At 67.1% G+C, this 26204-nt stretch carries 24 protein-coding genes; 12 read left to right on the forward strand and 12 right to left on the reverse strand.

Translation table 11 applies throughout. From position 1 onward, the window contains the following. From AC3WT6_RS00005 to rpsL, 4 genes are all read right to left on the reverse strand, one after another. A partial coding sequence (locus AC3WT6_RS00005) for a GTP-binding protein (protein WP_492651492.1) occupies nt 1-587 on the reverse strand: 587 nt, incomplete at its 3' end. 49 nt (nt 588-636) lie between these two features. Beyond that, nucleotides 637-2739 (reverse strand): elongation factor G, encoded by a 2103-nt coding sequence (fusA, locus tag AC3WT6_RS00010; RefSeq protein ID WP_492651493.1) that lies wholly within the window; start codon nt 2737-2739, stop codon nt 637-639. Nucleotides 2740-2852: 113 nt separating this feature from the next. Beyond that, nucleotides 2853-3326, reverse strand: a complete 474-nt coding sequence (gene rpsG, locus AC3WT6_RS00015) for a 30S ribosomal protein S7 (protein ID WP_492651494.1) — start codon at nt 3324-3326, stop codon at nt 2853-2855. A gap of 13 nt (nt 3327-3339) precedes the next feature. Further along, on the reverse strand, nt 3340-3753 hold the full coding sequence (gene rpsL, locus AC3WT6_RS00020; RefSeq protein ID WP_492651495.1) for a 30S ribosomal protein S12: 414 nt from the start codon (nt 3751-3753) through the stop codon (nt 3340-3342). A 225-nt stretch (nt 3754-3978) separates the two neighbouring features. Here rpsL and AC3WT6_RS00025 point away from each other — a divergent pair, with 225 nt between their 5' ends. From AC3WT6_RS00025 to AC3WT6_RS00035, 3 genes are all read left to right on the forward strand, one after another. Then, entirely contained in the window at nt 3979-4329 is a 351-nt protein-coding gene (locus AC3WT6_RS00025) for a phosphodiesterase (protein WP_492651496.1), read from the forward strand. Between the two features lie 79 nt (nt 4330-4408). After that, nucleotides 4409-5443 (forward strand): agmatine deiminase family protein, encoded by a 1035-nt coding sequence (locus AC3WT6_RS00030; RefSeq protein ID WP_492651497.1) that lies wholly within the window; start codon nt 4409-4411, stop codon nt 5441-5443. Between the two features lie 10 nt (nt 5444-5453). After that, nucleotides 5454-6341: a carbon-nitrogen hydrolase gene (locus AC3WT6_RS00035; RefSeq protein WP_492651498.1), complete on the forward strand. Its 888-nt coding sequence runs from the start codon at nt 5454-5456 to the stop codon at nt 6339-6341. On the opposite strand, the gene AC3WT6_RS00040 is transcribed toward AC3WT6_RS00035, so the two are convergent. The 3 genes from AC3WT6_RS00040 to AC3WT6_RS00050 all read right to left on the reverse strand — a co-directional run bounded on the left by AC3WT6_RS00040 (nt 6338) and on the right by AC3WT6_RS00050 (nt 11011). Further along, nucleotides 6338-7216, reverse strand: a complete 879-nt coding sequence (locus AC3WT6_RS00040; protein WP_492651499.1) for an alpha/beta fold hydrolase — start codon at nt 7214-7216, stop codon at nt 6338-6340. The genes AC3WT6_RS00035 and AC3WT6_RS00040 overlap by 4 nt on opposite strands. 18 nt (nt 7217-7234) lie before the next feature. Further along, a complete protein-coding gene (locus AC3WT6_RS00045; RefSeq protein ID WP_492651500.1) occupies nt 7235-8461 on the reverse strand; it encodes an argininosuccinate synthase in 1227 nt (408 codons plus the stop codon). A 63-nt stretch (nt 8462-8524) separates the two neighbouring features. Beyond that, complete coding sequence (locus tag AC3WT6_RS00050) at nt 8525-11011, reverse strand: TonB-dependent receptor (RefSeq protein WP_492651501.1); 2487 nt, start codon at nt 11009-11011, stop codon at nt 8525-8527. A gap of 126 nt (nt 11012-11137) precedes the next feature. On the opposite strand from AC3WT6_RS00050, the gene rnt reads away from it, so the two are divergent. The 6 genes from rnt (at nt 11138) to AC3WT6_RS00080 (ending at nt 18234) form a co-directional block, all read left to right on the forward strand. Further along, the gene (gene rnt / locus AC3WT6_RS00055; RefSeq protein ID WP_492651502.1) at nt 11138-11797 is read left to right on the forward strand and encodes a ribonuclease T; all 660 of its coding nucleotides are present in this window, start codon (nt 11138-11140) and stop codon (nt 11795-11797) included. Between the two features lie 97 nt (nt 11798-11894). Next, nucleotides 11895-13490, forward strand: a complete 1596-nt coding sequence (locus tag AC3WT6_RS00060; protein WP_492651503.1) for a glucan biosynthesis protein G — start codon at nt 11895-11897, stop codon at nt 13488-13490. A gap of 16 nt (nt 13491-13506) precedes the next feature. Then, nucleotides 13507-15930, forward strand: coding sequence for a glucans biosynthesis glucosyltransferase MdoH (gene mdoH / locus AC3WT6_RS00065; protein ID WP_492651504.1), 2424 nt, complete (start codon nt 13507-13509; stop codon nt 15928-15930). Nucleotides 15931-16043: 113 nt separating this feature from the next. Continuing rightward, nucleotides 16044-16832 (forward strand): GNAT family N-acetyltransferase, encoded by a 789-nt coding sequence (locus tag AC3WT6_RS00070; RefSeq protein WP_492651505.1) that lies wholly within the window; start codon nt 16044-16046, stop codon nt 16830-16832. Between the two features lie 109 nt (nt 16833-16941). After that, nucleotides 16942-17721, forward strand: a complete 780-nt coding sequence (locus tag AC3WT6_RS00075) for a lysophospholipid acyltransferase family protein (protein WP_492651506.1) — start codon at nt 16942-16944, stop codon at nt 17719-17721. A 78-nt stretch (nt 17722-17799) separates the two neighbouring features. After that, nucleotides 17800-18234, forward strand: a complete 435-nt coding sequence (locus AC3WT6_RS00080) for a CoA-binding protein (protein WP_492651507.1) — start codon at nt 17800-17802, stop codon at nt 18232-18234. Between the two features lie 129 nt (nt 18235-18363). Here AC3WT6_RS00080 and AC3WT6_RS00085 read toward each other — a convergent pair whose 3' ends face one another. The 5 genes from AC3WT6_RS00085 to AC3WT6_RS00105 form a co-directional block, all read right to left on the reverse strand. After that, complete coding sequence (locus tag AC3WT6_RS00085) at nt 18364-20511, reverse strand: sensor domain-containing protein (RefSeq protein ID WP_492651508.1); 2148 nt, start codon at nt 20509-20511, stop codon at nt 18364-18366. 141 nt (nt 20512-20652) lie between these two features. Then, nucleotides 20653-21102 (reverse strand): DUF2834 domain-containing protein, encoded by a 450-nt coding sequence (locus AC3WT6_RS00090; protein WP_492651509.1) that lies wholly within the window; start codon nt 21100-21102, stop codon nt 20653-20655. Nucleotides 21103-21162: 60 nt separating this feature from the next. Next, nucleotides 21163-22530, reverse strand: a complete 1368-nt coding sequence (locus tag AC3WT6_RS00095; protein WP_492651510.1) for a cytochrome P450 — start codon at nt 22528-22530, stop codon at nt 21163-21165. A gap of 143 nt (nt 22531-22673) precedes the next feature. Beyond that, nucleotides 22674-23993: an AmpG family muropeptide MFS transporter gene (locus tag AC3WT6_RS00100; RefSeq protein WP_492651511.1), complete on the reverse strand. Its 1320-nt coding sequence runs from the start codon at nt 23991-23993 to the stop codon at nt 22674-22676. A 48-nt stretch (nt 23994-24041) separates the two neighbouring features. Then, on the reverse strand, nt 24042-24677 hold the full coding sequence (locus AC3WT6_RS00105) for a GNAT family N-acetyltransferase (RefSeq protein ID WP_492651512.1): 636 nt from the start codon (nt 24675-24677) through the stop codon (nt 24042-24044). A gap of 114 nt (nt 24678-24791) precedes the next feature. Between AC3WT6_RS00105 and AC3WT6_RS00110 the strand changes: the two genes are divergently transcribed. The 3 genes from AC3WT6_RS00110 to AC3WT6_RS00120 are packed head-to-tail and all read left to right on the forward strand — an operon-like array spanning nt 24792 to nt 26194. Further along, a complete protein-coding gene (locus AC3WT6_RS00110) occupies nt 24792-25136 on the forward strand; it encodes an ArsR/SmtB family transcription factor (protein ID WP_492651513.1) in 345 nt (114 codons plus the stop codon). Beyond that, complete coding sequence (locus AC3WT6_RS00115; protein WP_492651514.1) at nt 25133-25657, forward strand: ArsI/CadI family heavy metal resistance metalloenzyme; 525 nt, start codon at nt 25133-25135, stop codon at nt 25655-25657. Before AC3WT6_RS00110 ends, AC3WT6_RS00115 begins: the two co-directional genes overlap by 4 nt. 33 nt (nt 25658-25690) lie before the next feature. Continuing rightward, nucleotides 25691-26194, forward strand: a complete 504-nt coding sequence (locus tag AC3WT6_RS00120; protein WP_492651515.1) for an arsenate reductase ArsC — start codon at nt 25691-25693, stop codon at nt 26192-26194. Nucleotides 26195-26204 lie beyond the last annotated feature (10 nt).

A 26204-nucleotide genomic window follows, 5' to 3' on the forward strand; every position in this document is an offset into this window, starting at 1 on the left:
TGGAGGTTGGCAATGCCTTCGGGATCGCCCTTGATGGCCTGGGTGGCGGAGCCACGGATCACCGGGGTGTTGTCGCCATCAAAGCCGTACTTGGCGAGCAGATCGCGCACTTCCATCTCGACCAGGTCGAGCAGTTCGACGTCGTCCACCAGGTCGCACTTGTTCAGCCAGACGACGATCTTGGGAACGTTCACCTGCTTGGCCAGCAGCACGTGCTCGCGGGTCTGCGGCATCGGGCCGTCGGTCGCGGACACCACCAGAATCGCGCCGTCCATCTGCGCAGCACCGGTGATCATGTTCTTGACGTAGTCGGCGTGCCCAGGGCAGTCCACATGCGCGTAGTGACGGTTCTCGGTTTCGTATTCCACGTGCGAGGTCGCAATCGTCAGAATCTTGGTCGAGTCACGACGGCCCTGGCTCTCAGAAGCCTTCGCCACTTCGTCATACGCCACGTACTTGGTGTTGCCGTACTTGTCCGACGACACCTTGGTCAGCGCCGCCGTCGTCGTGGTCTTGCCATGGTCAACGTGACCAATCGTGCCCACGTTTACGTGCGGCTTGTTACGGGAAAACTTTTCCTTGGCCATGTTGGCGTCCTCAGGTCGTTTGTCAGGTCAGTAAATAGGAGTACAGAAATTAAGACTTGGCCGCCTTCGCAAGCTGCTCGATGACGTTACGCGGCGCTTCCTGGTACTTCTTGAATTCCATCGAATAGGTGGCGCGGCCCTGGCTCATCGAGCGCAGCGTCGTGGAGTAGCCGAACATCTCGGACAGCGGCACCTCGGCGCGGATCATCTTGGCGCCGTAGTTGTCTTCCATGCCCAGGATCATGCCGCGACGACGGTTGAGGTCACCCATCACGTCGCCGGTGTAGTCCTCGGGGGTTTCGACGTCCACCGCCATGATCGGCTCCAGGATCACCGGACTGGCCTTCTGGCAGCCCTCCTTGAACGCCATGGAGGCGGCGACCTTGAAGGCGATTTCCGAAGAGTCGACCTCGTGGTAGCTGCCGTCGAACAGGCTGATCTTGACGTCGACCACCGGGTAGCCGGCGAGCACGCCGTTCTTGATCGCGTCCTTCAGGCCCTTGTCGACCGCCGGGATGAATTCCTTCGGCACCACGCCGCCAACGATCTCGTTGACGAACTCGTAGCCCTTGCCCACCTCGTTCGGCTCGATGCGGAGCCAGACGTGGCCGAACTGGCCCTTACCGCCGGACTGCTTGGCGTACTTGCCTTCCTGCTCGACGCTCTTGCGGATGGTCTCGCGGTAGGCCACCTGCGGCGCGCCGACGTTGGCTTCCACGCTGTACTCACGCTTCATGCGGTCGACGAGGATTTCGAGGTGCAACTCACCCATGCCGGACATGATGGTCTGGCCAGTTTCTTCGTCGGTACGGACGCGGAACGAGGGATCTTCCTGGGCCAGCTTGGACAGCGCAAGGCCCATCTTTTCCTGGTCGGCCTTGGTCTTGGGCTCCACGGCCTGGCTGATCACCGGCTCCGGGAAGGTCATGCGCTCCAGCACCACCGGCTTGTTCTGATCGGCCAGGGTGGTACCGGTGTAGACGTCCTTCAGGCCGACGCAGGCGGCGATGTCGCCGGCGCGCACTTCGTCGATGCCTTTCTGCTCGTTGGCATGCATCTGCACCAGACGGCCGATACGCTCGGTCTTGCCGTTACGCGAGTTGTAAACCGAATCGCCCTGCTTGAGCACGCCCGAGTAGACGCGGATGAAGGTCAGCGCGCCGACGTACTTGTCGGTCATGATCTTGAAGGCGACCGCCGAGAACGGCTCGGAGTCGTCGGCCTTGCGCAGAATGATCTTCTCGTAGTCGTCGACGTCGTGGGCCTCGGTGGCCGGCACGTCGGTCGGCGCCGGCAGGTACTCGACAACCGCGTCGAGCATGGCCTGCACACCCTTGTTCTTGAACGCCGAGCCACAGAGCATCGGGAAGATCTCGAGCGCGAGCGTACGCTGACGCAGCGCGGCCTTGATCTCCTGCTCGGAGAGGTCGCCCTCGTTCAGGTACTTGTTCATCAGCTCTTCGCTGGCCTCGGCGGCCGACTCGACCATCTTCTCGCGCCACTCCTTGGCGGTCTCGAGCAGGTCGGCGGGGATCTCGCCATAGGTGAAGGTGATGCCCTTGTCGGCCTCGTTCCAGATGATCGCCTTCATCTTCACGAGGTCGACCACGCCCTGGAACTTCTCTTCGGCGCCGATCGGGATCTGGATCGGCACCGGATTGGTCCGCAGCTTCTCCTTCATCTGCTTGACGACTTTGAAGAAGTCGGCGCCGGTGCGGTCCATCTTGTTGACGAACGCGAGGCGCGGAACCTTGTACTTGGTGGCCTGGCGCCACACGGTCTCGGACTGCGGCTGCACGCCACCGACCGCGCAGTACAGCATGCAGGCGCCGTCGAGCACGCGCATGGAACGCTCGACTTCAATGGTGAAGTCCACGTGCCCGGGGGTGTCGATGATGTTGATGCGGTGCTGGTCGAACTGCTTGCCCATGCCCGCCCAGAAGGTGGTCACGGCCGCGGAGGTGATGGTGATGCCACGCTCCTGCTCCTGCTCCATCCAGTCGGTGGTCGCAGCGCCGTCGTGCACTTCGCCCAGCTTGTGGTTGATGCCCGTGTAGAACAGCACGCGCTCGGTCGTGGTGGTCTTGCCGGCATCAATGTGGGCGGAGATGCCGATGTTGCGGTAGCGCTCAATCGGGGTAGTGCGGGCCACGGCGGTAACCTCTTTGTAAAGTGATCAGGGAGTGATCGGGAAAAACGACAATCCGCAGCTTTTTGGGCTGCGGATCGTCGGGACAGCGGGCAATCTGGGGGCGAGCCCCGGATTTACCAGCGGAAGTGGGCAAAGGCCTTGTTGGCTTCGGCCATCTTGTGCGTGTCTTCGCGCTTCTTGACGGCCGCGCCACGGTTCTCGGAGGCATCCAGCAGCTCGCCAGCGAGGCGATCCATCATGCCCTTCTCGCCACGCTTGCGGGCGGCATCGATCAGCCAACGCATGGCCAGCGTGGTGCGGCGCACGGCGCGCACTTCCACCGGCACCTGGTAGGTGGCACCACCGACGCGGCGAGACTTGACCTCGACGCTCGGAGCGACGTTGTCGAAGGCGGTCTGCAGCACGGCGACCGGATCGTCGGTCTTCTTCTTGGTGGCGATCTGGTCGAGGGCGCCATAGATGATCTTCTCGGCGACGGCCTTCTTGCCATCCTCCATGATCATCGCCATGAACTTCGAGAGCGTGACGCTCTTGAACTTCGGGTCGGGCAGGACTTCGCGCTTTTCGGGGGTGCGACGACGGGACATGACGGTTTCCTAATTACTTCTTCTTGCCGGGGGCAGCCGCGGCACCCTTGCCACCGTCTTTCGGACGCTTGGCGCCGTACTTCGAACGGCTCTGGCGGCGCTTATCAACGCCAGAGGCGTCGAGCGCACCGCGCACGGTGTGGTAACGGACACCCGGCAAGTCTTTCACGCGACCGCCGCGAATCATCACCACCGAGTGTTCCTGCAGGTTATGGCCTTCACCACCGATGTAGCTGGTGACTTCAAAGCCATTAGTCAGGCGCACACGGCAGACCTTGCGAAGTGCCGAGTTCGGCTTCTTCGGGGTCGTCGTGTAGACGCGCGTGCAGACACCACGCTTCTGAGGGCTACCAGCAAGGGCGGGAGCCTTGCTCTTGTAGACTTTGCTGGTGCGCCCAGTGCGCACAAGTTGGTTGATCGTCGGCACGTTCGTTTATCTCCCGCGATTCCGCGAGGTCGGCTTGGCAAAGACAGCAACGGGCCGACAGGCCGGCCCGTTTTTTGGAGGTCGCGAATCTTACGGGCGCTCCTTGACAGTGTCAACAAGCAGAGGGCCAACAAAATTTGTCGCCGGGGGCGGCCCTGAGCGGCCGGCAAGCGCTGTTAAAGTAGAGGGCATTCAAAGGCATCCGCATCATTGCTGGAGCAGTCCATGCGCCTCACACCGCACCTCTTACCGGCAACTTTCTTGCTGTTGACCGGCCTGATGCCCCACTTGGCCCGCGCCGATGTACTCAATATACCGTCGCCCGCCGAAGCCGCCGCCACCATCGACAAGCCTGCCAAGGGCAGCACCATGACCGCGGTCGAGCGGCATTATGGCGCACCGCTGAAGAAATACCCTGCGGTGGGCGGTGGCCATCCGCAGCAGCCGCCGATCACACGCTGGGACTACGCTGGTTTTACCGTGTTCTTCGAGCACGACCATGTGGTGGATGCGGTGATCCCCGGCCAGCCGCCGGCAATCCAGCACAGCGACGAATTGCAAACACCCGCACCTTAAATAGGTAGGCCACCTCGCCTGCCTATCAGGCCGGAGCCCGCGCGCGCCGGCCGGTCAACCCGCCTGCCCCGTTCATCCCATGACCAACCGTCTGCTGCCGCCCGAGTGGGCGCCCCAAACCGCCATCCAGCTCACCTGGCCAAGGCCCGACGGCGATTTCGCCGACTGGTTCGAGGCGGTGGAGGACAATTTCGTTCGCCTGGCAGTCGCTATCAGCCGCTACCAGGCGGTGCTGATCGGCACCGAGCAAGATCCCAAGGCCTTGCGCGAGCGGCTGATCGCCGCCGGCGCCCTGCCGGAACGGCTCAAGATCTATCCGGTGCGCAGCAATGATGTCTGGGCTCGCGACCACGGCCCGATCACCGTGCTGCGTGACGGCCAGCCGCTGCACCTGGACTTCCAGTTCAATGGCTGGGGCGGCAAGTTCGACGCCCGCCTGGACAACACTCTCACCCGCCAGCTGGCCGAGCAGGGCGCGCTGAACGCGCCGGTGGAGACCATCGACTTCGTGCTGGAAGGCGGCGGCATCGACGTCGATTCCCAGGGCAGCCTGCTCACCACCCGTCGCTGCCTGCTCGCGCCCACCCGCAACCCGCAACTGTCCCAGACGCAGATCGAGGATTTGCTGAAGGAAAAGCTGGGCGTCAAGCGCATCCTCTGGCTAACGCACGGCGACCTGATCGGCGACGACACCGACGGCCACGTCGACACCATCGCCCGTTTCTGCGACGACCGCACCATCGCCTACCAGGCCTGCGAGGACCGCAAGGACGCTCACTACGAAGACCTCAAGGCGCTGGAGCAGGAGCTGCAGGCCCTGCGCGCACCCGAGGGGGCGCCCTACACCCTGGTGCCGCTACCCCTGCCCCAGGCGATTTACGACGAGGACGGCCGCCGCCTGCCGGCCGGCTATCCCAACTTCCTGATCCTGAACGGCGCGGTGCTGGTGCCCACCTACGGCGATCCGGTCAACGACGCCGAGGCGCTGCGCCGGCTGCGCCCGCACTTCCCCGACCGCGAGGTGATCGGCCTCGACTGCCGCGCCCTGATCAACCAGTACGGCAGCCTGCATTGCGTCACCATGCAGATTCCCGCCGCCACCGCGCCCCGATAGGAGCCCGAACATGTCCAGCAAGACCCTGCGTGTCGGCCTGATCCAGCAGCCCTGCACCGCCGACCGCGAGTTGAATCTGAAGATGTCGGAGGAAGGCATCCGCGCCGCCGCGGCCGGAGGCGCCAAGCTGGTGCTGCTGCAAGAGCTGCACACCTCCCTGTACTTCTGCCAGCACGAGGCCACCGCGCTGTGCGACCTGGCCGAGCCGATTCCCGGCCCATCCACCCAGTTCCTGGGCGCGCTGGCGAAGGAGCTGGGCATCGTCCTGGTCGGCAGCCTGTTCGAGCGCCGCGCGCCCGGCCTCTACCACAACACCGCCGTGGTGCTGGAAACCGACGGCTCGCTGGCCGGCATCTACCGCAAGATGCACATCCCCGACGATCCCGGCTATTACGAAAAGTTCTATTTCACCCCCGGCGACTTGGGCTTCACGCCGATTGCGACCAGCGTCGGCAAGCTGGGCCTGTTGGTCTGCTGGGACCAGTGGTATCCGGAAGCGGCGCGGCTGATGGCGCTGGCCGGCGCCGACTTGCTGCTCTACCCCACCGCCATCGGCTGGAACCCCGAAGACCCGCACGAGGAGCAGCAGCGCCAGCGCGAGGCCTGGGTGACCATCCAGCGCGCCCATGCGGTCGCCAACGGCCTGCCGGTGCTGGTCGCCAACCGCGTCGGCTTCGAGCCCGACCCCAGCGGCCAGCTGTCCGGCTCGCAGTTCTGGGGCCACAGCTTCGTCGCCGGCCCGCAGGGCGAGTTCCTGGCCAAGGCCGATGAATCGGCCGACGTGCTGGTGGTGGATGTCGATCTCGCCCGCAGCGAGAACGTACGGCGCTGGTGGCCGTTCCTGCGCGACCGCCGGATCGACGCCTACGGCGATCTGGTGCGTCGCTATCGCGACTAGGGCAGCGTCCGCAGGAAATCGAGCACCGCGGTGTTGAAACGCTGCGGCTGCTCCAGATGCATGAAATGACCAGCTCCGGCGACGGCAACCTCGTGTAGACCAGCGGCAAACAGGTGCGACAGCCCGGTGAACATCTCCGCGCCGATGCAGCCGTCCTCACTGCCGTGGATCACGCAGGCCGGCACCGGGGTTGGCGCTAACAGCAGGCGCCAAGTCTCGGATGTCAGCAGCGCGCCGGGCAGGGCGCGGTAGTAGGAGAGCGCCGCAGTCAGTCGTTCGCGCTCGGCGAATCCGGCCCAGACTGGCGCCAGCGCGCTGACCACCTCCAGCTTCGGCGACCACTCGCGGGCCAGCGCCTGCAGCGGGCGCAAGTGCTCGGCCAGCAGCCGGGATTCAGTGCCGCGCCACTGGAACTGCAGCATGTAGCGCGAGCGCCAGAGCTGCGCAGCGGTCGGCCGCAGCAGGAAGCGGCGCAGATGCGGGATCGCGGCCGTGACCACTCCGCGCAAGCGGTCCGGCCGCAGCGCCGCCGCGACATAGGTGGCGACCGCGCCCCAGTCATGCCCAACCAGCACCGCGCGCTCGGCGCCCAGATGGTCGATGAGGGCGATGGCGTCGCGCGCCAGCGCCAGCGGCGAATAGTCGCCATCGGCCGGCCGCGAGGACGGCAGATAGCCGCGCATGCTCACCGCCACCGCCCGATAACCCTCGGCGGCCAGCGCCGTCAGCAAAGGCCGGAAGCTGTGCGCACTATCGGGAAAGCCGTGCAGGCACAGCACCAGCGGACCGTCGGCGGGACCGGCCTCCAGCAATCCGAATTCCAGGCCGTTGGCGGCCTGGAAACGAAACAGCCCGGCAGCGGGCTGGCCGCTCATCGACAGCCGCCTGCGGACTTAGCTGCGCCGGTCGCGCTTGGCGCCGGTGCGCAGACGCAGGGCGTTGAGGCGGATGAAGCCTTCGGCATCCTTCTGGTTGTAAGCACCCTTGTCGTCCTCGAAGGTGGCGACGCGGGCGTCGAACAGCGAGTCCTTGGAGCGGCGGCCGGCGTTGTAGACATTGCCCTTGTAGAGCTTCAGCCGCACTTCGCCGTTGACCTTCTGCTGGGTGTCGTCGATCAGCGCCTGCAGCGCGCGGCGCTCGGGGCTGAACCAGTAGCCGTTGTAGACCAGGCTGGCGTACTTGGGCATCAGCTCGTCCTTCAGATGGGCCTGCTCGCGATCGAGGGTGATGCTCTCGATGGCACGGTGGGCCTTGAGCAGGATGCTGCCGCCGGGCGTCTCGTAGCAGCCGCGCGACTTCATGCCGACGTAGCGGTTCTCGACGATGTCCAGGCGGCCGATGCCGTGCTTGCCGCCCAGCTCGTTGAGCGTCGCCAGGATCTTGTAGGCCTTCATGCGCTTGCCGTTGATGGCCACCGCATCGCCCTTTTCGAACTTGATGGTGATGTACTCCGGCGTGTTGGGCGCATCCTCCGGGTTCTTGGTCCAGCGCCAGATGCTGTCGTCCGGCACCCACCAGGGGTCTTCCAGACCGCCACCCTCGTAGGAGATGTGCAGGGCGTTGGCGTCCATCGAATAGGGCGAGCCGCCGCCCTTCTTCTTGGTGATCGGAATCTTGTGCTTGGCGGCGTAAGCCAAGAGCGTCTCGCGGCTGGTCAGGTCCCACTCGCGCCAGGGCGCGATGACCTTGATATTGGGGTTGAAGTGGTAGGCGCCCAGCTCGAAGCGCACCTGGTCGTTGCCCTTGCCGGTGGCACCGTGGGCGATGGCGTCGCAGCCGGTGGCGGCGGCGATCTCCATCAGCCGCTTGGCGATCAGCGGCCGCGCGATCGAGGTGCCGAGCAGGTATTCGCCCTCGTAGATGGCGTTGGCGCGGAACATCGGGAACACGAAGTCGCGGACGAACTCCTCGCGCAGGTCGTCGATGAAGATTTCCTTCACGCCCAGCGCCTTCGCCTTCGGGCGCACATGGTCCAGCTCCTCGCCCTGGCCGATGTCGGCGGTGAAGGTCACCACCTCGCAGTTGTAGGTGTCCTGCAACCACTTGAGGATGACGGAGGTGTCCAGGCCGCCCGAGTAGGCGAGCGCGACCTTGCGGACGGTGTTCTTGTTGGAGGCCATGTCTGTAAGAGCGTTGGAGGGGACGGCGCGCGGATTATAGGGGCGCCGCCCCGCCCCCGCGCCCTATTTCCAGCTGGCCTGGAACGACAGCAGCAGGCTGCGGCCGGTAATCTGCTGGCCGACGAAGCTGTTGTTGAACACGCTGTGGTCGAACACCAGGTCGAGCTTGCGCTCGTCGGTGAGGTTGCCGCCGCTGGCGACAATCGCCCAGCGCCGGCTCTTGGGCGCCAGCACCAACCGCGAGCCGAGCAGGGTGTAGCCGGACTGATGGCTGTGCGGATCGAGATCGGTCGCCGAGTACTGGTCGCCGCGGTAGCTGACATCCACCGACCAGGCCAGGCCCAGCGACTTGCTGTAGGGCACCGGGAACAGCAGGGTCGGCGAAGCACTCAGCGTCATCGTCGGCGCGTTCGCCAGGGTACGGCCGCTCAGGTCCTGGGAACGGCAGCTCGCCGGCTGGTTCTGCGAGGAGCCCCGGCATTCGCTGCGCTGGCTGCGCTCGGCGGCCTCGGTCTGCGACAGAGGCGCCTCCGGATAGCTCAGGTACTCGGCCTCGGAGAACGCCGCCGAGGCATTGAACTCGAACCAGCGCGCCCGCTTCGGCCGCCAGCGCGCTTCCAGTTCCAGGCCTTGCAGACGCGCCTCGGCGGCGTTGTCGATCACATAGGAGAAGTCGGTGAGATCGACCACCTGCAGGTTCTTGATGTCGGTGCGGTACAGCGCCAGGTTGAGCGTCAGGCTGCGGCCCAGCCAGCGGCTCTTGAGGCCGGCCTCCCAGCTGGTGGCGTGCTCGGGCTCGAACTCCAGTTTCTCGTCGGTGTCGGCCGCGCCGTTGAAGCCGCCGCCCTTGAAGCCCCGCGTCCAGCTCAGGTAGCTCATCAGGTCCGGCGTCCACTGCGCCTCCAGGCCCAGCTTGGGCGAGAAGTCCTTTTCCTTGCGCTCGCGCCGCGCGGTGAAGGGGTCGGCGCCGACCACCAGGACCACCAGGCCCGGCCCCACTTGCTCGGTGTTGAAGTCGGCCTTCTTGGTTTCCTGGCCCAGGCGGCCGCCGATGATGGCGGCGTAGCGCTCGGTGAAGTGCCAGCTCATCTGGCCGAACAAGGCCTCGCTGTTGGCGTCCTGGCGGAAGCCGCGCAGCACGCCGTCGTTGAGCGGCAGGCTGAAATCGGGAATGGCGGCAAGGATGGGGTCGAGGACGTCCGGCGCTGGCAGGCCCAGCACCTCGAAGCCGGCCGGGCTAAGCGCGAAGTTGATCAGGTCGTCGCCGGCGTAGTTGTCGAGGCTGCTGTGCAGGCGCGCCCGGAGGCCGTAGACGCCGAACACCGCGTCCACCGCGCCGCCCAGCCCGAACAGCGACTTGCTACCGAGGGCGGTGCGCAGCTCCACCGAATCCTGCTGGTAGTCAAGGCTGAAATAGGTGCTGATGATGTCGGCGGCGGTGACGTCGGAGTCGATCAGGGCCTGGAACTTGGTGCCGGCATGGCCGCCGATCAGGGTCAGGCTGAAATCGTCGAGCCCACCCGGAACCTGCTGTGGCTCGTAGGCAACCAGCAGGCGCGAAACATTGGAATCGCGGTTCACATAGCCCGGCAGATTGAAGGCGGTGTGGCGATCCAGCGGGTTGTCCTCGGTGCTGGCGTCGAAACCACGGGCGTAGTCGAGGGCGTCCTGGTCGATGTCATAGAGCTGCCAGGTCGCGTAGTCCACGTCGGTCTTGGACAACTGGGTGGACAGGCTCAGGCGCCAATCCTCACTGGGGCGCGCCAGGAACTTCAGACGGCCGGCGGTCTGCTGCGAGCTGCCCTCGTCGCGGTTCAGCGTCGAGTTGTAGATCTCGCCGTTCTGCAGCCAGTTCACCGCGGCCAGGCGGCTGGCGTAGTCCTCGTCGAACGGCAGGTTGAACATCGTCTCCACCCGGCGCTGAAGCGGCCGGGCGCCGGTCAGCGTGACGCTGGCCTGCGGCTGGCCGACCGGTTCGGCGGTCTGGAAGTTGATGACGCCGGCGATGGTGTTCTTGCCGAACAGGGTGCCCTGGGCGCCGCGCAGCACCTCGACCCGGTCGAGATCGAACAGGCCATCGGGGATGAACTCCGGCCGGCCCAGCGAGAGATCGTCGAACACCAGGCCCACCGAGGGCTCGAAGCCGACATTGTCGGTTTCGGTGAAGAAGCCGCGGATGCCGATCACCGGCGCCTGCGGGTCGCTGTCGATCTCGACGTTGGCGACGAAGTTCTCCAGCCCGCTGGCGTCGAAGCTGCCGGCCTGCGCCAGGGTATCGCCGCTGACCACGCCGACCGAGACCGGCACCTTCTGCAGACTCTGCTTTTTCTTCTGGGCGGTGACCACCACGTCCTGCAGCCGGGTGTTCTCGGCCACGGCTTCACGGGCGGGCGGCGCCGGAGTCTCGGGCAGGGCCTGCACCGGGATGTCAGTCAGCGGCGGCTCGGGAGCCGCCGCCTGCGCGAACAACTCGGTCGCCAGCAGGGATAGGGTCAGAGCAAACCACCAAGGGCGGCGACCGCGAGCACGGCGCGTGGACAGCGGAAACATGACAGGACCATCCGTGGAAAAGGGGTGCCGACACCATACAAAGAGCGCGCCACCGCCAGCCAGCGGCCGCCGGTAAATCCGCCCCTCCCGTATCATGTCGCGCCCCGACTCCCACCCGCCTCTCCCATGCAGCAGCTCAAGCACACCTTCCGCGGCTTTCTGCCGGTGGTGGTGGATGTCGAAACCGGCGGCTTCAATGCCCGCACCGATGCGCTGCTGGAGGTGGCGGCGGTGATCCTCGGCGCCGAAGACGACGGCCGGCTGGTGCGGCGGCAGACGGTGTTCGCCCAGGTCGAACCCTTCCCCGGCGCCAACATCGAGAAGGCGGCGCTGGAGGTCAACGGCATCAAGATCGACAACCCGCTGCGCATGGCGGTGCCGGAGCGGGAGGCGCTGGACAAGCTGTTCCGGCCGATCCGCAACGCGGTGTCGGAAAATGGCTGCAGCCGGGCGGTGCTGGTCGGCCACAACGCCCATTTCGACTTGGGCTTCGTCAATGCCGCGGTGGAGCGCAGCGGCATCAAGCGCAACCCCTTCCACCCGTTCTCGGTGTTCGACACTGCCACCCTGGGCGGCGTGCTGCTCGGCCAGACCGTGCTGGCCAAGGCCCTGGAAGCCACCGGCCTGGGCCACGACAGCCGCGAGGCGCACTCGGCGATCTACGACGCCGAGAAGACCGCCGACCTGTTCTGCCTGCTCTACAACAGCGCCCGCGAAGTCCGCCTGCAACTGCTGGGTCAGGCGGCCCAGGGCGCCGAATCCGACCCGGCCAGCCCGGCGATCTGAGCGCCGCGCCTCCTCCGGTGGCCACGGCCCCAAGACTTTGTGTGGCAGGCTCCATAAAATAGTGCGTTGCATCATCGCCCTCGCCGCGCCCATCCCCATGCCGTCAGCCTCGCTGTTTGCCGCGCCGCGCCGCGCTCTTGCGCTGCTACCCCTGTTGGCGGCGCTGTGCGCGCCGATGGCGCAGGCGGCCGGTTTTGGTTTTGAGGATGTCGCCAAGCGCGCGCAGCGGTTGTCGCAGGCCAGCTACTCGCCGCCCAACACCGAGCTGCCCAAGGAACTGCGCGAGCTGAGTTACGACCAGTACCGCGACATCCGCTTCAAGCCGGAGCGCTCGATCTGGCGCGGCAACAAGCTGCCGTTCGAGCTGCAGCTGTTCCATCCCGGCCTCTACTACACCACGCCGGTCAAGATCTCGATGATCTCCGGCGGCGTCGCCCGGCCCTTGCAGTTCGACCCCAGCTACTTCGACTACGGCAAGAACAACCTCGACAAAACCCGGCTCAAGGGCGTCAGTTACGCCGGCTTTCGCGTGCACTACCCGCTCAACTCGACGCAGTACAAGGACGAGTTGCTGGTATTCCAGGGCGCCAGCTACTTCCGGGCTCTGGGCGAGAAGCAGCGCTACGGCCTGTCGGCGCGTGGGCTGGCGGTGGATACCGGGCTCAATACCGGCGAGGAATTCCCCAGCTTCACCGACTTCTGGATCGAAGTGCCGAGCGCCAAGGCGCAGAGCCTGACCATCTACGCCCTGCTGAACTCCCGGCGGGTCACCGGCGCCTACAAGTTCGTCGTCAGGCCCGGCACCGACACGGTGATGGACGTGCAGGCACGGCTGTTCCTGCGCGACGGCGTCGGCAAGTTGGGCCTGGCGCCGCTCACCAGCATGTTCTACCACGGCTCCAACCAGACCCGGGTGGCCGAGGATTACCGCCCCGAGGTGCACGATTCCGACGGGCTGCTGGTCGCCAATTCCAACGGCGAGTGGATCTGGCGGCCGCTGGTCAATCCGCGCCGGCTGATCGTCACCAGCTTCGGCCTGACCAACCCCAAGGGCTTTGGCCTGCTGCAGCGCCGCCGCGACTTCGACCACTACGAGGATCTCGAGTCCCGCTACGACCTCCGGCCCAGCGCCTGGGTCGAGCCCAAGGGCGCCTGGGGCGCCGGCCGGGTGGAGCTGGTGCTGATCCCCAGCCCGGACGAGACCAATGACAACATCGTCGCCTACTGGGTGCCCAACGCACCGCCGGTGCCGGGTCAGGCGCTGGACCTGCAATACCAGCTGCGCTGGCAGCTGCACGACCCGGTCAATCCCGGCATCGCGCGGGTGCTGCAGACCCGTCGCGGCCATGGCTATATCAAGACCGCCGACGACAGCCAGCGGCTGATCGTCGACTTCGATGCGCCACCGGCACCGGTGGCGGTCAAGGACAGCAAGGCCAAGGCCGCCAAGGGCAAGAAAGCCAAGCCGGAACCGGCGCCGGCACCTGAACCGGTCGCTGGCGTGCTCTGGCTGGACGACAACGCCGAGCTGCTGGAACGGCAGACCTATCGCAACGAGGTGACCGGGGGCTGGCGGATGAGCTTCCGCTTCCGCCGCCGGGACAACGACAAGCCGGTGGAGATGCGCGCCTACTTGAAGCGCGGCAATGCCCAGGTCTCCGAGACCTGGAGCTATGTCTACCCGCCGAGCTGAGCTCAGCGACCCTGCAATGGCCGCCCCAGACCCCCGTTCCGTCGCGCGCGACTACCTGAACGAGCTGCCGCTGCTGGCCGCCGAGACCCGGCAGCTGGCCGAGCGTATCCGCAGCGCCGACGAGGCCCAGGCCCTGCCCGCCCTGCAACAGGGCCTGGTGGAGCAGACCGGCGCCCACGATGCCCTGGAAGCGCGGCTGCAGCTGGCTCTGGGCAGCCGGGAGCCGATCCAGCACGACCGCCGCGGCACCACCCGGCTGATCACCACCCCACCGCTGGCGCGCGCCAGCATGTCGCCCACGCCCTGGTCGGCCAATCCGCTGCGACGGCTGATCGAGGCGGCGCGCGCCTGGCTCTTGGGCCGGCGCGGCCTGCAACCCACCGGCGACCCCACGCCCGACCATGCTCCGAGCGAGCCCCAGGGGCGCCGCTCGCGCTGGCGCAGCGCCGGCCGCAACCGGCGCTTCGTGCTCGCAATGCTCACCGTCGGGCAGGCGCTGGCGGCGACCTACTACATGCGCTCGATCCTGCCCTACAAGGGCACGCTGCTGATCGAGAACTGGCTGGTCGGCGCCATCCTCGCCCTGTACCTGATCCTGTTCATGTGGGTCGGCCTGGGTTTCTGGACCGCATTGATGGGCTTCATGGTGCTGCTCCGGGGCGGCGACAAGCACGCCATCGACAGCGGCACCGCCGCCGACCAGGCGATCAATCCCGAACACCGCTGCGCGATCCTGCTGCCGATCTGCAACGAGGACGTGGCGCGGGTGTTCGCCGGCCTGCGCGCCACCGTCGAGTCCACCGACCGTACCGACGCGGCGCGGCAGTTCGACTACTTCATCCTCTCCGACACCGGCGATCCGGACATCCGGGTCGCCGAACTCGAGGCCTGGCGCGATCTCTGCCAGGCGGTGCGGGGCTACGGCCGGATCTTCTACCGGCGCCGCACCCACCGCATCAAGCGCAAGAGCGGCAACGTCGCCGACTGGTGCCGGCGCTGGGGCAGCCGCTACCAGTACATGGTGGTGATGGACGCCGACAGCGTGATGTCCGGCGCCTGCCTGAAGCGCCTGGTGCAACTGATGGAAGCCCGCCCCGACGCCGGCATCATCCAGACCGCGCCGCGCGCCTCCGGCCGCGAGACCCTGTATTCGCGCATCCAGCAGTTCGCCACCCGCGTCTACGGCCCGCTGTTCACCGCCGGCCTGCATTACTGGCAGCTGGGCGAAAGCCACTACTGGGGCCACAACGCCATCATCCGGGTCGCGCCGTTCATGAAGCACTGCGCGCTCGGCCGCCTGCCCGGACGCGGCGCGCTGTCGGGCGAGATCCTGAGTCACGACTTCGTCGAGGCAGCGCTGATGCGGCGCGCCGGCTGGAGCGTGTGGATCGCCTACGACCTCCAGGGCAGCTACGAGGAAATGCCGCCCAACCTGCTCGACGAGTTGAAGCGCGACCGTCGCTGGTGCCAGGGCAATCTGCAGAACTTCCGGCTGTTCTTCACCCGCGGCCTGCACCCGGCGCACCGGGCAGTGTTCATGACCGGCGTCATGGCCTACCTGTCGGCGCCGCTGTGGTTCCTGTTCCTGGCCCTGTCCACCGCCCTGCTCTACGTCAACGTCACCGCCGAGCCGGTGTACTTCAGCCAGCCCTACCAACTGTTCCCGACCTGGCCGGAATGGCATCCGGAATGGGCGATGCGGCTGTTCGGCATCACCGCCGGCCTCTTGTTCCTGCCCAAGGTGCTGGCCGCCCTATTACTGCTGCTCAAGCCCGCCGAGCGGCGCTGGTTCGGCGGCGGCCTGGCGCTGTCCGCCAGTCTGCTGCTGGAGATGCTGTTCTCCGCGCTGCTGGCGCCGGTGCGCATGCTTTTCCATACCCGCTTCGTCGTCAGCGCCCTGCTCGGCATCGCCATCCAGTGGAAATCGCCGCCGCGCGAGGACTCCCAGACCCCCTGGAGCGAGGCCCTGCTGCGCCACGGCTGGGGCACGCTGCTGGGCGGCGTCTGGCTGTATGCGGTGTACCGTCTGAATCCGGAATTCATCACCTGGCTGCTGCCGGTGGCCGGTGCACTGCTGATCTCGATCCCGGCTTCGGTGTTCAGCAGCCGGGTGAGCTGGGGCCGCGCGGCCCGTAGCGCGCGGCTGTTCCTGATTCCCGAGGAAGCCTCACCGCCGCGCGAGCTGCGCCGCCTGAAGGTGCTGCTGCACAGCTCCGAGGACTACTCGCAGGGCTTCCGCCGTGCGATCCGTTCGCCGCTCACCAATGCCCTGGTGCTGGCGCTGGCCTCGACGCGCCTGAGCGGCCAGCGGCCCGCCAAGGAGCCCGCCCAGGCCGCTTCGCTGGACCGGCTCGACACCCTCGATGCCTACGCCCGCAACCGCCTGCTCAGCGACCGCGCGGCGCTGGCGGCGATGCACGAGAAGGTCTGGGCTCGCTGAATCCAGGACCACCGGTAATCCCGGGGGACTGTCATGGAGATTTCATCGGGCAGTAAGAAGCGAGCAAGAAACTGGTCATAGATTGCGCAGCATCCTGAAACCGGATGCTGACCATGACCGAGATGATCCAGTTGCTCCCGCAGGCCCGCACGCCGCGCTTTGAAGTGCGCTTCGCGGAAACCGAGGCCGAGATCCTGGCCACCCAGCAGTTGCGCTACCGCATCTTCGCCGGCGAACTCGGCGCGCAGATCGATGGCGGCGAAGCCGGCATCGACGCCGACCAGTACGACGCCCACTGCCGCCACCTGATGGTGCGCGACGCCGACAGCGGCGAAATCGTCGCCTGCACCCGCATCCTCACCGACGCCGCCGCCGAGCGCGCTGGCGGTTTCTATTCCGAGAGCGAGTTCGATCTGGAAATGATCCGCGCCCTGCCTGGCCGGGTGATGGAGATCGGCCGCACCTGCGTCGCCGCCGAACACCGCAGCGGCGCGGTGATCGCCACGCTCTGGCAGGGCATCGCCGAAACCATCACCCGCGAGGGCTATGACTACCTGTTCGGCTGCGCCTCGATCGGCCTGGAAGATGGCGGCGCCGCCGCGCACAGCATCCTCGAAACCCTGCGCGGCAAGTACATGACCGCCGTCTCGCAGCGGGTGCGGCCCTACTACCCGCTGCCGGTCGCCGACCGCCGACAGGAAGTCTCGGTGCGCATGCCGCCGCTGCTCAAGGCCTATGTCAGCCTGGGCGCGAAGGCCTGCGGCGAGGCTTACTGGGACCGCGACTTCAACTGCGCCGACGTGTTCATGCTGCTCAACGTCAGCGACCTCAATCCGCGCTATGCCCGCCACTTCCTGGGCAAGGGCCGCAGCGAGGCCAGCGAGGCTGTCGCGCTTGCGTAACCTCCTGACGGCATTCTTCGACGGCGGCCCCACAGGCCGCCGTTTTGCCATGCGCCAGCCGACGCCAGCGGGCGCGCGGGCCTCGGTCGACTCAGCCATCCACAAAAACATGCTCTTCCTGCTTCGCAGCCTGCGTCTGCTGGTGCATATCTCGGTGGGCCTGACACTAGCGACTTTGATCAATCTCGATTTCAGCCGCCGCATCGACGCCGACGACTGGGCGCGGCGCTGGCTCAAGCGGCTGATGCGCATCCTCGGCATCCGCTTCAGCATCCACGGCACGCCGGTCGAAGGCGGCCAGATGATCGTCTGCAACCACGTCTCCTGGCTGGACATCCCGCTGGTCGGCGCGGCGCTGTGCAACCGCTTCGTCGCCAAGAGCGAGATCCAGCACTGGCCGGTGGCCGGCTGGCTGGCGAAGTGCATCGGCACCTTCTACATCCGCCGCGGCCCCGGCGGCAGCCGGCCACTGCTGGAAAAGCTGCGTCCGCACCTGCACGCCGGTGGCTCGGTGGTGATCTTCCCGGAAGGCACCACCACCGACGGCCGCGAGGTGCTGCCCTTCCATCCCCGCCTGTTCCAAGCGGCTATGGACGCCCGCTGTCCGGTGCAACCGGTGGCGCTGCGCTATGGCCCGGCGCCGGACGGTCGCGAGCTGGCGCCCTTCATCGGCGACGACACCCTGGTCGATCACATCGTCCGGCTGCTGCGCGCACCCGGCCTGAGCGCAGAGCTGCATTACTGCCCGCCGATACCGCTTGGGGAACACGAAGACCGTCACGCCCTGGCGCGCCGTGCCGAGGAAGCGATCCGTCGCTGCCTGGCGCCGGAACCGCCGTCGCGCAAGCCGGCCTTGCTGGAGCAGCACGAGCAGGCGCGCGCCGCATAAACGCGCCAGGCTTCAGCTTTGCGGGGCTCGTGCGAGGATGGCCCGCCGCCATCCTTAGGCTGCCCCCGGAGTCCAGGCATGAGCCATCCGCTGCTGATCGAAAGTGACACCGCCCTGCGCAGCCTGCTGCGTGGCCTCAGCCGGGTGGCGGTGCTGGGCATCAAGACCGAGCAGCAGCGCGAGCAGCCGGCCTACTACGTGCCCGCCGATCTGGCCGCGCGCGGCCTGGAGATCGTGCCGGTGCCGGTCTACTACCCGGAGGCACAGGAAATACTCGGCCGGCCGGTGTACCGGCGGCTGGTGGACATCCCCGGCCCGGTCGATCTGGTCGACGTGTTCCGCCGCCCGGCGGATATCCCCGCGCATCTCGACGATCTGCTGACCAAGGCGCCGAAAGCGGTGTGGTTTCAGCTGGGCATCCGCCACGACGCGGTTGCGATGCGGCTGGCGGCAGCGGGCATCGCGGTGGTGCAAGACCGCTGTCTGATGGTGGAGTACCAGAGACTGGTCTGAGGCCGCGCCAGTAATTCCCCACCGAATGTCATTGCCCATGCAGGTGGCTATGGCCGCCAGGTGAGAGGGGGAGCCGTGGCGGAGTGCTTCACCTTCGCGTTGGTTTGAACGCGCGAACCACAGCGAGACCTACACAAACGCGCTGATCCGCTCCTCGCGCATCTGCTGCGACCGCAACATCTGCGCAAATGCCGAGGCCACCACCGGCTTGCACAGGTAATAGCCCTGGAACTCATCGCAGCGGGTGCTGCGCAGAAACTCGAAGTGCGCAGCGGTCTCGATCCCCTCTGCCAGCACCCGTAACCCCAGACTGTGCGCCAGGGAAATCACCGCGCGGACGATGGTGGCGGAATCGGGATCGCGCGGCGCGGCCAGCAAAAAGCTGCGGTCGATCTTCAGGCAGTGCACGCGGAAGCGCTGCAGATAGCTCAGGCTGGAATAGCCGGTGCCGAAATCGTCCATCGAGATCAGCACCCCAAGATCACGTAATTGCGCCAGCATCGAGGCCGCCTTCTCGCCGTCCTGCATCACCGCGCTTTCGGTGATCTCCAGCTCCAGGCACTCCGGCGCCAGACCGGTTTCGGCGAGCACCTCGGATACCAGCTCGGCGATGTCGCCGCGCGCCAGTTGCCGGGGCGAGAGATTCACCGACACCGGCAGCGACGGCAGGCCCTGCTGCTGCCAGGCGCGCGCCTGCGCACAGGCGGTGCGCAGCACCCACTCGCCGATCGGCACGATCAGGCCGGTCTCCTCGGCGAGCGGGATGAAGCGACCGGGCGGAATCAGACCTTCGGGACTCTGCCAGCGCACCAGCGCCTCGACCCCGACGATGCGGCCGCTGGCCAGCTCGTACTTGGGCTCGTAGTGCAGCACGAACTCCCGGCGCTCCACCGCCTGGTGCAGGCGCATCAGCAGATCCAGACCGCCGGTGCCCTGTGGCGCCATTTCCGAGGAAAAGAACTGCACGTTGTTGCGGCCGAATTCCTTGGCCCGGTACATGGCCGCGTCGGCATTGCGCAACAAGCCCTTGAGGTCGGCGCCATCCTGCGGGAACAGGCTGACGCCGATGCTGCAGGTGAGGCTCAGCTCGCGCCCCGCGACTCGGCAGGGCTGGGCCACCGCCAGGCGCAGACGGCCGGCGATGTGCTCGGCCTGCGCCCGGCACATGGGTGCGGCCAGCAGCACCACGAACTCGTCGCCGCCCAGGCGCGACACCAGGTCGCGCTCGCGTACCGCCTGTTGCAGCCGGCGGGCGACGATCTGCAGCAGGTGATCGCCGGCCTCGTGGCCCAGGCTGTCGTTGACCAGCTTGAACTGGTCGAGGTCGATGAACACCAGCGCCGGCCCCTCGCCCGCCGAGGGCTGCGCCAGCACATGGCTGACCCGCTCGTGCAGCAGCAGGCGATTGGGCAGGCCGGTCACCGCGTCGTGGGTGGCCTGGTGGCGCATCTGCAGGTCGTGGCGCTTGCGCTCGGTGATGTCCTCCACCGTGCCTTCGTAGAACAGCAGCTGGCCGTCGGCGCCGCGCACCTCGCGGGCGTTCTCGGAGATCCAGATCACGCTGCCGTCGCGGCGGTAGATCTCGGACTCGAAGTTGGTGACATGGCCCTGGCCTTCCAGCGCCGCGATGAAATCGGCGCGCCGGCGCGGCTCGACATAGAGCTGGTGGTCAATGTCGCGCAGGCTGGCGATCAGCTCCGCCGGCGAGTCGTAGCCATACATGCGCGCCAGAGCCGGATTGACGGTGACATAGCCGTCGCGCGCGGTGGACTGGAAGATACCCTCGATGGCGTTCTCGAAGATGCTGCGGTAGCGGCGCTCGGCCTCGGCCAGCGACTGCTCCACCTGCCGGCGCCGGGAGTTGTCCTGGACGATGGCCTCGACGGCGATCACCGAGCCGTCCTCGGAGTAAGCGCCGGCGCCGCGCTCCAGCACCCAGCTCTGCTCGCCGTCGGCGCGGACGATGCGGTACTCCACCTCGTAGCGGCTGCGGCGCTCCAGCGCATCGGTGATGGCGAGGCTGACCGCCGCGCGGTCGTCCGGGTGCCGCAGGTCATGAAAGGACAGGCCGCCCGGTTCGCTCAGCGCCTGCGGCGGATGGCCGGTGAGCGCCAGGCAGCCCTCGCTGACGAAGTCCAGCGTCCAGCGGCCGTCGTAGCGGGCGCGGTAGACCATGCCGTCGAGATTCGACAGCAGCGTCGCCAGTGGGTGGCCCCGCTGTCGCGAGCCACGGACCAGACTGGAGGGGAGTTCTTGCTGAACCCGGAGGGCGCGCATGGGGCGGATACGGAACAGACTGTCAGCCAGCGCAGCAATGGTCGTGCCACGGCCGGCGGGCCTTAGTCCCACTGCCACCACAAGGTCGGATTTGCCATGTCCGGCGGCACTCGCCGCCACCTGGGCCAGAGCCAGAAGTGGCTAGCGACCGCGGTTCCAGCGCAGCTGCCGCTCGCGCACCGCCAGATACAGGGCAAGACCGAAGGCATAGCTGGTCAGCAGGCTCATCGGGAAATACCACCAGCTCAGCTTCATGCCGTGGCGGCGGCCGTCGCTGATGGTCCAGAGCGGGAACAGCAGGAGGTTGGCGATGATCAAGTCCTGCCCGCCGGACGCGGAGGCCGGATTCACGAACAGCAGGGTGGTCCAGTGCCACCAGCCGGCCTGGGCGCCGTAGTCGCGGAAGTACTGAAAATTGAAGTACCAGCCCACCAGCAGCGCCACCAGGGCGGTGAGGTAGTACAGCCATTCCAGAGCGCTGGTGCCGGCGGCGGCGCTGCCCGCGCGGTACAGCGGCCGGTTGGGCCAGTACAGCAGGCCGATGGAAGCGAGGCCGATCAGCACATAAAACACTTCAGTTGCCGACAGCATCGCGCTCCCCCTGCCCTGTGGTCGGGGCGCCACCGCGACGGTGGCGCCAGCCAGGCTTCTTTAGTGCCGCAGACCCTTGACCCGTACCTTGAAGTCCATCGCCGGGCCGGGCGTCGGCGCGGTCTTGGTCTTGAGCTCGTAGTTGGGCGATTCCAGCTCCAGATCGAGCTTGTAGAACACCCGTGCCATCGACAGCGCGATCTGCACCTCGGCCAGGCTCTTGCCCAGGCAGGTGTGCGGGCCGCGGCCGTAGGGCGAGTAGGCGCCCGGGCGCAGATGCTCGGCGCGCGGCTTCTGGTAGCGGTCGATGTCGAACTTCATCGCGTCGGGGTAGTACTCGTCCATGAAGTGCGTGACGCTGGTGCCGATGTAGATCATCTCGCCTTCCTTGATGAGATGGCCCTCGAACACGAAGTCCTTGGTCGCGGTGCGCATCTGCGCCACCGCGATCGGGTACAGGCGCATGGTTTCCATGATCGCGCCCTGCAGGGCCGGCAGCTTCTTGAGCAGACCTTCTTCATCCACCTCGCCGGCGTCGAACAGGGCGTCGACCTCGGCCAGCACCCGCTTCTTCACCTCCGGGTACTTGAGCACGGTGTAGACGATGGCGGCGGTGGTGTTGGCGACGGTATCGAGCCCGGCGACGTAGGGGCCGGTGAGCGAGACGATGAGATCGCTGGCCGGCATGATCTCCGGCGTTTCCATGTGCGCGGCGAAGATGTCGTCGATGAGATTGCGGTCTTCCACCTTGATCTTGCCGTAGCGCGCCCGGGCGTCGGCGATCATCTTGTTGCCCAGCTCAAAGACCTTGGCCTTGGCCTTCTTGTACTGCGGACGCTTGAGCAGAATCGTCGGGCGCTGGCGGGTGACCAGCACGTTGAGGATGTAGAGGATCGCGGTGCGGATCGGCTTGACGTATTCCAGCGGCGCAGCGCCGGTCAGGATGGTGCCGAGCTGGTCGACCACCATGTACTGCATGGCCTCCACCACCGGCACTTCCTTGCCCACCGGCCAGTCGCGCCGGAGCGAGCCATCGGTGATCTGCACCAGCTCGTTGTAGCGGCCCTTGATCGACTCCTTGGAGTAGCCGTTGCGCATGATGTCGCGCAGCTGCTTGTGGCTCTCGCCGTCTTCGCCGGTGAGCATGCGGCTGGCGCCGTACTCGTTGGCCAGGCCAGCCCAGAACTCCTTGGAGCGCAGCGATTCCTTGCCCTCGCGGGTGCCCATGAAATTCGCGGCCTCGATGCCCGACATCAGCACGTACTGATGGCCCAGCACCGAGAGCCGGCAGACCGGCCCGTACTTGCGGTAGCAGTGGAGGAAGAACTGGGCCGGATCCTTGGCCATGCTGAGCACGCTGCCCAGCAGAGGCAGGCCAGGAACCACCGGGGTTTCGCGCAGGGTGACGGGGGCGGCGACGGACGACATACAGACTCTCCTCTGGGCCCTGGCGGGCATGGTTCCGGAATTTCGAGAACTCTCTCCCAAAAGTCCCGGCCCCGAATACCCGGATTACGGCTTGACGGCGCCTGGAACTTGTGCCTTCGCCGCCAGCCCCGCCGCACCCGCGATCAGGCCTCGCGGCGCACGTCCGCCTCCACGATCGACTGCTCCACCACCCCCGAGCGCCACAGCCAGGCGTAGAGCAGCACGCCCGGCAGCGCCACCAGGGTGGTCAGCAGGTAGAAGTCGACATAGCCGAAGCTCTCGATCAAGGCCCCGGCGCTAGTGCCGGTGAGGAAGCGGCCGACGATGGACGCCGCCGCCGACAGCAGCGCGAACTGGGTGGCGGTGAAGGCCAGGTTGCAGAGCGCGGAGAGATAGGCGACCACCACCACGCCGCCGATGCCGCTGGCGATGTTTTCGAAGCCGATGGTGAAGGCCAGAAACTCGTTGCTATGGCCGATGGCCGCCAACGCCGCAAAGGAAAGATTGGACACCGCCATCAGCACCAGGCTCAGCAGCACCGCGCGCTTCATGCCCAGCCGCGCGTAAAGCACGCCGCCGATGAAGATGCCGACCAGATAGGCGATGAAGCCGAAACCGACGTCGTAGGTGGCAATCTCCTCGTTGCTGAAGCCGAGATCGTCCAGCAACAGTCGCACGGTGAGATTGGCCAGGGTGTCGCCGATCTTGTGCAGCAGCACGAACAGCAGCACCAGCCAGGCACCGCGCCGGCGGAAGAACTCGGTCAGCGGGGTGATGACCGCATCCAGCGCCTCGCCCAGGCCGCGCCGCCGCCCCGGCGGCTGGTGATGGCGCGCTGGCTCGCCCATGAACAGGCCGGCCAGCACCGCCGGCAAGGCAAAGGCGGCGCAGAGCGCATAGGCCAGGGCCCAGCCGCCACGATCCGCCACCAGCAGCGCCAGCGCGCCGGCCGACACTGAGCCGATGCGCCAGCCGTATTGCGACATGCCCGAGCCTATGCCCAGCTGGTGCGGCTCCAGCAGCTCGATGCGGTAGGCGTCGATGACGATGTCGAAGGTCGCGCCGGCGACCCCGACCAGGATCGCCGCCAGCGCCACCGTGCCCAGGCTGGCGCCGGGGTCGGCAAAGCCCAGGAAACTCACTGCCGCCGCCACGCCGGCCGCCGACAGCCACAGCCAGGAGCGGCGCTGGCCGTAGCGGCCAAGCAGCGGCAGGCGCGCGCGGTCCACCAGCGGCGCCCACAGGAACTTGAAGTTGTAGACCAGGAAGGCCAGCGAGAAGGCGGTGACGCTCTTCTTGCTGATGCCGTCCTGCGCCAGGCGGGTGGTCAGCGTGGCGCCGATCATCGCGTAGGGAAAGCCCGAGGAAATACCCAGCAGCAGGGCGGCCAGCGGAGCGGATTCGAAATAGGGGCGCAGCGAGGCCGGCAGGCGGTCGCGCAGGCGGGAAAGCGCAGTGGTCATGCGCCCCATGCTAGCCGGAAACCGCGCCGCAGCCGCGGCCCAAAAACTTCAGGCCAGCGGCAGCGCCGGCTCGGCGGCGGTCACCGCGGCCAGCAGCACCCTGAAGCGCGCGGCGGCCGGCGTGGCGGTGCTGACCGACCGCGCGTTGCCGTAGACCGGCATCATCAGCCGCACCACATCGCGGTCGCGCGACACCTGGCGCGCGCCCAGCGCCAGCAGATGGCGGATGAAGCGCTCGTTGTCGGCCGAGACGTCGTAGAGAAACTGCTTGAGTCCGGCCACGTAGCCGGCCCGGTGCAGACAGGCGTGCAGCAACTGGCCGACACCGCGCCCCTGGTACTGGTCGAGGATGGTGATGCCGATCTCCGCGATGCGGGAGTCGCCATCCAGTCGGATGCAGCGCGCCACGCCCACGCCCGGCTCCTCCGGCTGCGCGAGGTTCAGCGCGCCATAGGCGATGTGCAGACGGCCGTCGGGGCGGGTGAGGAATTCCAGCTGCTTGGACGACAGGCCGCTGAGCTGGCCAAAGAAGCGCATCCGCCGGGAGGCTTCGGAGAGCTGCTGGTAGCCGGCCTCGAAGCGCGGCGCGTGCTCGGGCCGGATCGGCGAGACCTGAACGCGCAGACCGTCGTCGAAGTAGTAGTTGAAGGTGCCCGGGGGCTTGGCCAGCCAGCGTTTGAACATGGACGCCACCCTAGCAAGGCCGGGGCCAGGTTCCCGCGAACCGAGGACGAACAGCCCTATGTGGCGGGATCAAAGGCGCTTGCATTAATTAAACACTTAAACCACAATTTAAATATGGAAATAAAGACCGCCGTCGCCGCCCTCGCCGCCCTGGCCCAGGAAACCCGTCTGGCCGCCTACCGCCTGCTGGTGCAGGCCGGCCCGGCCGGCCTGGCTGCCGGGCGCATCGCCGAGGCGCTGTCGGTCTCGCCGGCCAGCCTGTCGTTTCACCTCAAGGAAATGGCCTATGCCGGCCTGATCCAGGCCCGGCAGGACGGCCGCTACATCATCTACAGCGCCCACTTCGAGCAGATGACCGCCCTGCTCGCCTACCTCAGCGAGAACTGCTGCGCCGGCGCCGGCCCGGACGCCGCCAACACCGCCTGCTGCCCGCCGAAATCCACCGGAGCCCCGTCATGACCACCACCCCGCCCAGCGCTGGCAAGCGCTTTCACGTCCACGTCTCGGTCGCCGATCTCGCCGGCAACATCCGCTACTACAGCGCCCTGTTCGGCGCTGCGCCGACGGTGGTCAAGCCCGACTACGCCAAGTGGATGCTCGACGACCCCCGCCTGAACTTCGCGATCTCCGCCCGCGGCGCCAAACCCGGCCTCGATCATCTGGGCCTGCAGGTGACGAGCCCCGAGGAACTCGCCGCCCAGCGCGAACGCCTGCAGGGCGCCGAACTGGCGCTGGAGGTGGAAGGCGAAACCACCTGCTGCTACGCGCGCTCCGACAAGCACTGGAGCACCGATCCGCAGGGCATCGCCTGGGAGACCTTCCAGACCCTGGGCGAAGCGCCGACCTTCAATGGCGGCACCACCGAGCCCGCCGCCAGCGCCTGCTGCCCGGCGCCGACCGAAACCCTGGTCGCCATGCCCGGCGGCGGCAAACCGAAACTCGACAAGGGCGGCTGCGCCCCGCGCAGCGGCTGCTGCTGAACACTCCGATCCAGCCCTCGACCGGCCCTTCCTATGGAACCCCGCAAGCTCAACGTCCTGTTTCTCTGCACCGGCAACTCCGCCCGCTCGCTGCTCGCCGAGGCGCTAATCAACGATCCCGCCATCGGCGCCGGCAAGTTCGTCGGCTACTCCGCCGGCAGCCGGCCCAAGGGCCAGCCGCATCCGCTGGCGCTGGAAACCCTGGCCGCCCACGGCGTCAGCACCGCCGGCCTGCGCAGCAAGAGCTGGGACGAGTTCGCGGCGCCCGGCGCGCCGGTGATGGATTTCGTGTTCACCGTCTGCGACAGCGCCGCCGGCGAGCAATGCCCCTACTGGCCGGGCCAACCGGTGACCGCGCACTGGGGCCTGCCCGACCCGCCGGCCGCCGGTGACGAGGCGGCCCAGCGCCGCGCCTTCCGCGATGCCTTCTTCACGCTGAAGCGCCGCATCGAGCTGTTCGCCGCCCTGCCCTTCGACAAGCTTGATCAGCTCAAGCTCGGCGAACAGGCGCGGCAGATCGGCCAGCAGCCGGCCTGAAGGCCCGCGC

This window comes from Stagnimonas sp. FW305-C-60, assembly GCF_058782965.1.

What these genes read in the sequence shown, in the direction of transcription:
- AC3WT6_RS00080 (WP_492651507.1), top strand. Translation starts at nt 17,800, where the DNA reads ATGAGCCATCCGCTGCTGATCGAAAGTGACACCGCCCTGCGCAGCCTG.
- AC3WT6_RS00085 (WP_492651508.1), bottom strand. Translation starts at nt 20,511, where the DNA reads ATGCGCGCCCTCCGGGTTCAGCAAGAACTCCCCTCCAGTCTGGTCCGT.
- AC3WT6_RS00060 (WP_492651503.1), top strand. Translation starts at nt 11,895, where the DNA reads ATGCCGTCAGCCTCGCTGTTTGCCGCGCCGCGCCGCGCTCTTGCGCTG.
- rpsG (WP_492651494.1), bottom strand. Translation starts at nt 3,326, where the DNA reads ATGTCCCGTCGTCGCACCCCCGAAAAGCGCGAAGTCCTGCCCGACCCG.
- AC3WT6_RS00115 (WP_492651514.1), top strand. Translation starts at nt 25,133, where the DNA reads ATGACCACCACCCCGCCCAGCGCTGGCAAGCGCTTTCACGTCCACGTC.
- rnt (WP_492651502.1), top strand. Translation starts at nt 11,138, where the DNA reads ATGCAGCAGCTCAAGCACACCTTCCGCGGCTTTCTGCCGGTGGTGGTG.
- AC3WT6_RS00110 (WP_492651513.1), top strand. Translation starts at nt 24,792, where the DNA reads ATGGAAATAAAGACCGCCGTCGCCGCCCTCGCCGCCCTGGCCCAGGAA.
- AC3WT6_RS00075 (WP_492651506.1), top strand. Translation starts at nt 16,942, where the DNA reads ATGCTCTTCCTGCTTCGCAGCCTGCGTCTGCTGGTGCATATCTCGGTG.
- AC3WT6_RS00035 (WP_492651498.1), top strand. Translation starts at nt 5,454, where the DNA reads ATGTCCAGCAAGACCCTGCGTGTCGGCCTGATCCAGCAGCCCTGCACC.
- AC3WT6_RS00100 (WP_492651511.1), bottom strand. Translation starts at nt 23,993, where the DNA reads ATGACCACTGCGCTTTCCCGCCTGCGCGACCGCCTGCCGGCCTCGCTG.
- AC3WT6_RS00120 (WP_492651515.1), top strand. Translation starts at nt 25,691, where the DNA reads ATGGAACCCCGCAAGCTCAACGTCCTGTTTCTCTGCACCGGCAACTCC.
- AC3WT6_RS00040 (WP_492651499.1), bottom strand. Translation starts at nt 7,216, where the DNA reads ATGAGCGGCCAGCCCGCTGCCGGGCTGTTTCGTTTCCAGGCCGCCAAC.
- AC3WT6_RS00025 (WP_492651496.1), top strand. Translation starts at nt 3,979, where the DNA reads ATGCGCCTCACACCGCACCTCTTACCGGCAACTTTCTTGCTGTTGACC.
- AC3WT6_RS00070 (WP_492651505.1), top strand. Translation starts at nt 16,044, where the DNA reads ATGACCGAGATGATCCAGTTGCTCCCGCAGGCCCGCACGCCGCGCTTT.
- AC3WT6_RS00045 (WP_492651500.1), bottom strand. Translation starts at nt 8,461, where the DNA reads ATGGCCTCCAACAAGAACACCGTCCGCAAGGTCGCGCTCGCCTACTCG.
- AC3WT6_RS00095 (WP_492651510.1), bottom strand. Translation starts at nt 22,530, where the DNA reads ATGTCGTCCGTCGCCGCCCCCGTCACCCTGCGCGAAACCCCGGTGGTT.
- AC3WT6_RS00090 (WP_492651509.1), bottom strand. Translation starts at nt 21,102, where the DNA reads ATGCTGTCGGCAACTGAAGTGTTTTATGTGCTGATCGGCCTCGCTTCC.
- AC3WT6_RS00030 (WP_492651497.1), top strand. Translation starts at nt 4,409, where the DNA reads ATGACCAACCGTCTGCTGCCGCCCGAGTGGGCGCCCCAAACCGCCATC.
- AC3WT6_RS00105 (WP_492651512.1), bottom strand. Translation starts at nt 24,677, where the DNA reads ATGTTCAAACGCTGGCTGGCCAAGCCCCCGGGCACCTTCAACTACTAC.
- AC3WT6_RS00050 (WP_492651501.1), bottom strand. Translation starts at nt 11,011, where the DNA reads ATGTTTCCGCTGTCCACGCGCCGTGCTCGCGGTCGCCGCCCTTGGTGG.
- mdoH (WP_492651504.1), top strand. Translation starts at nt 13,507, where the DNA reads ATGGCCGCCCCAGACCCCCGTTCCGTCGCGCGCGACTACCTGAACGAG.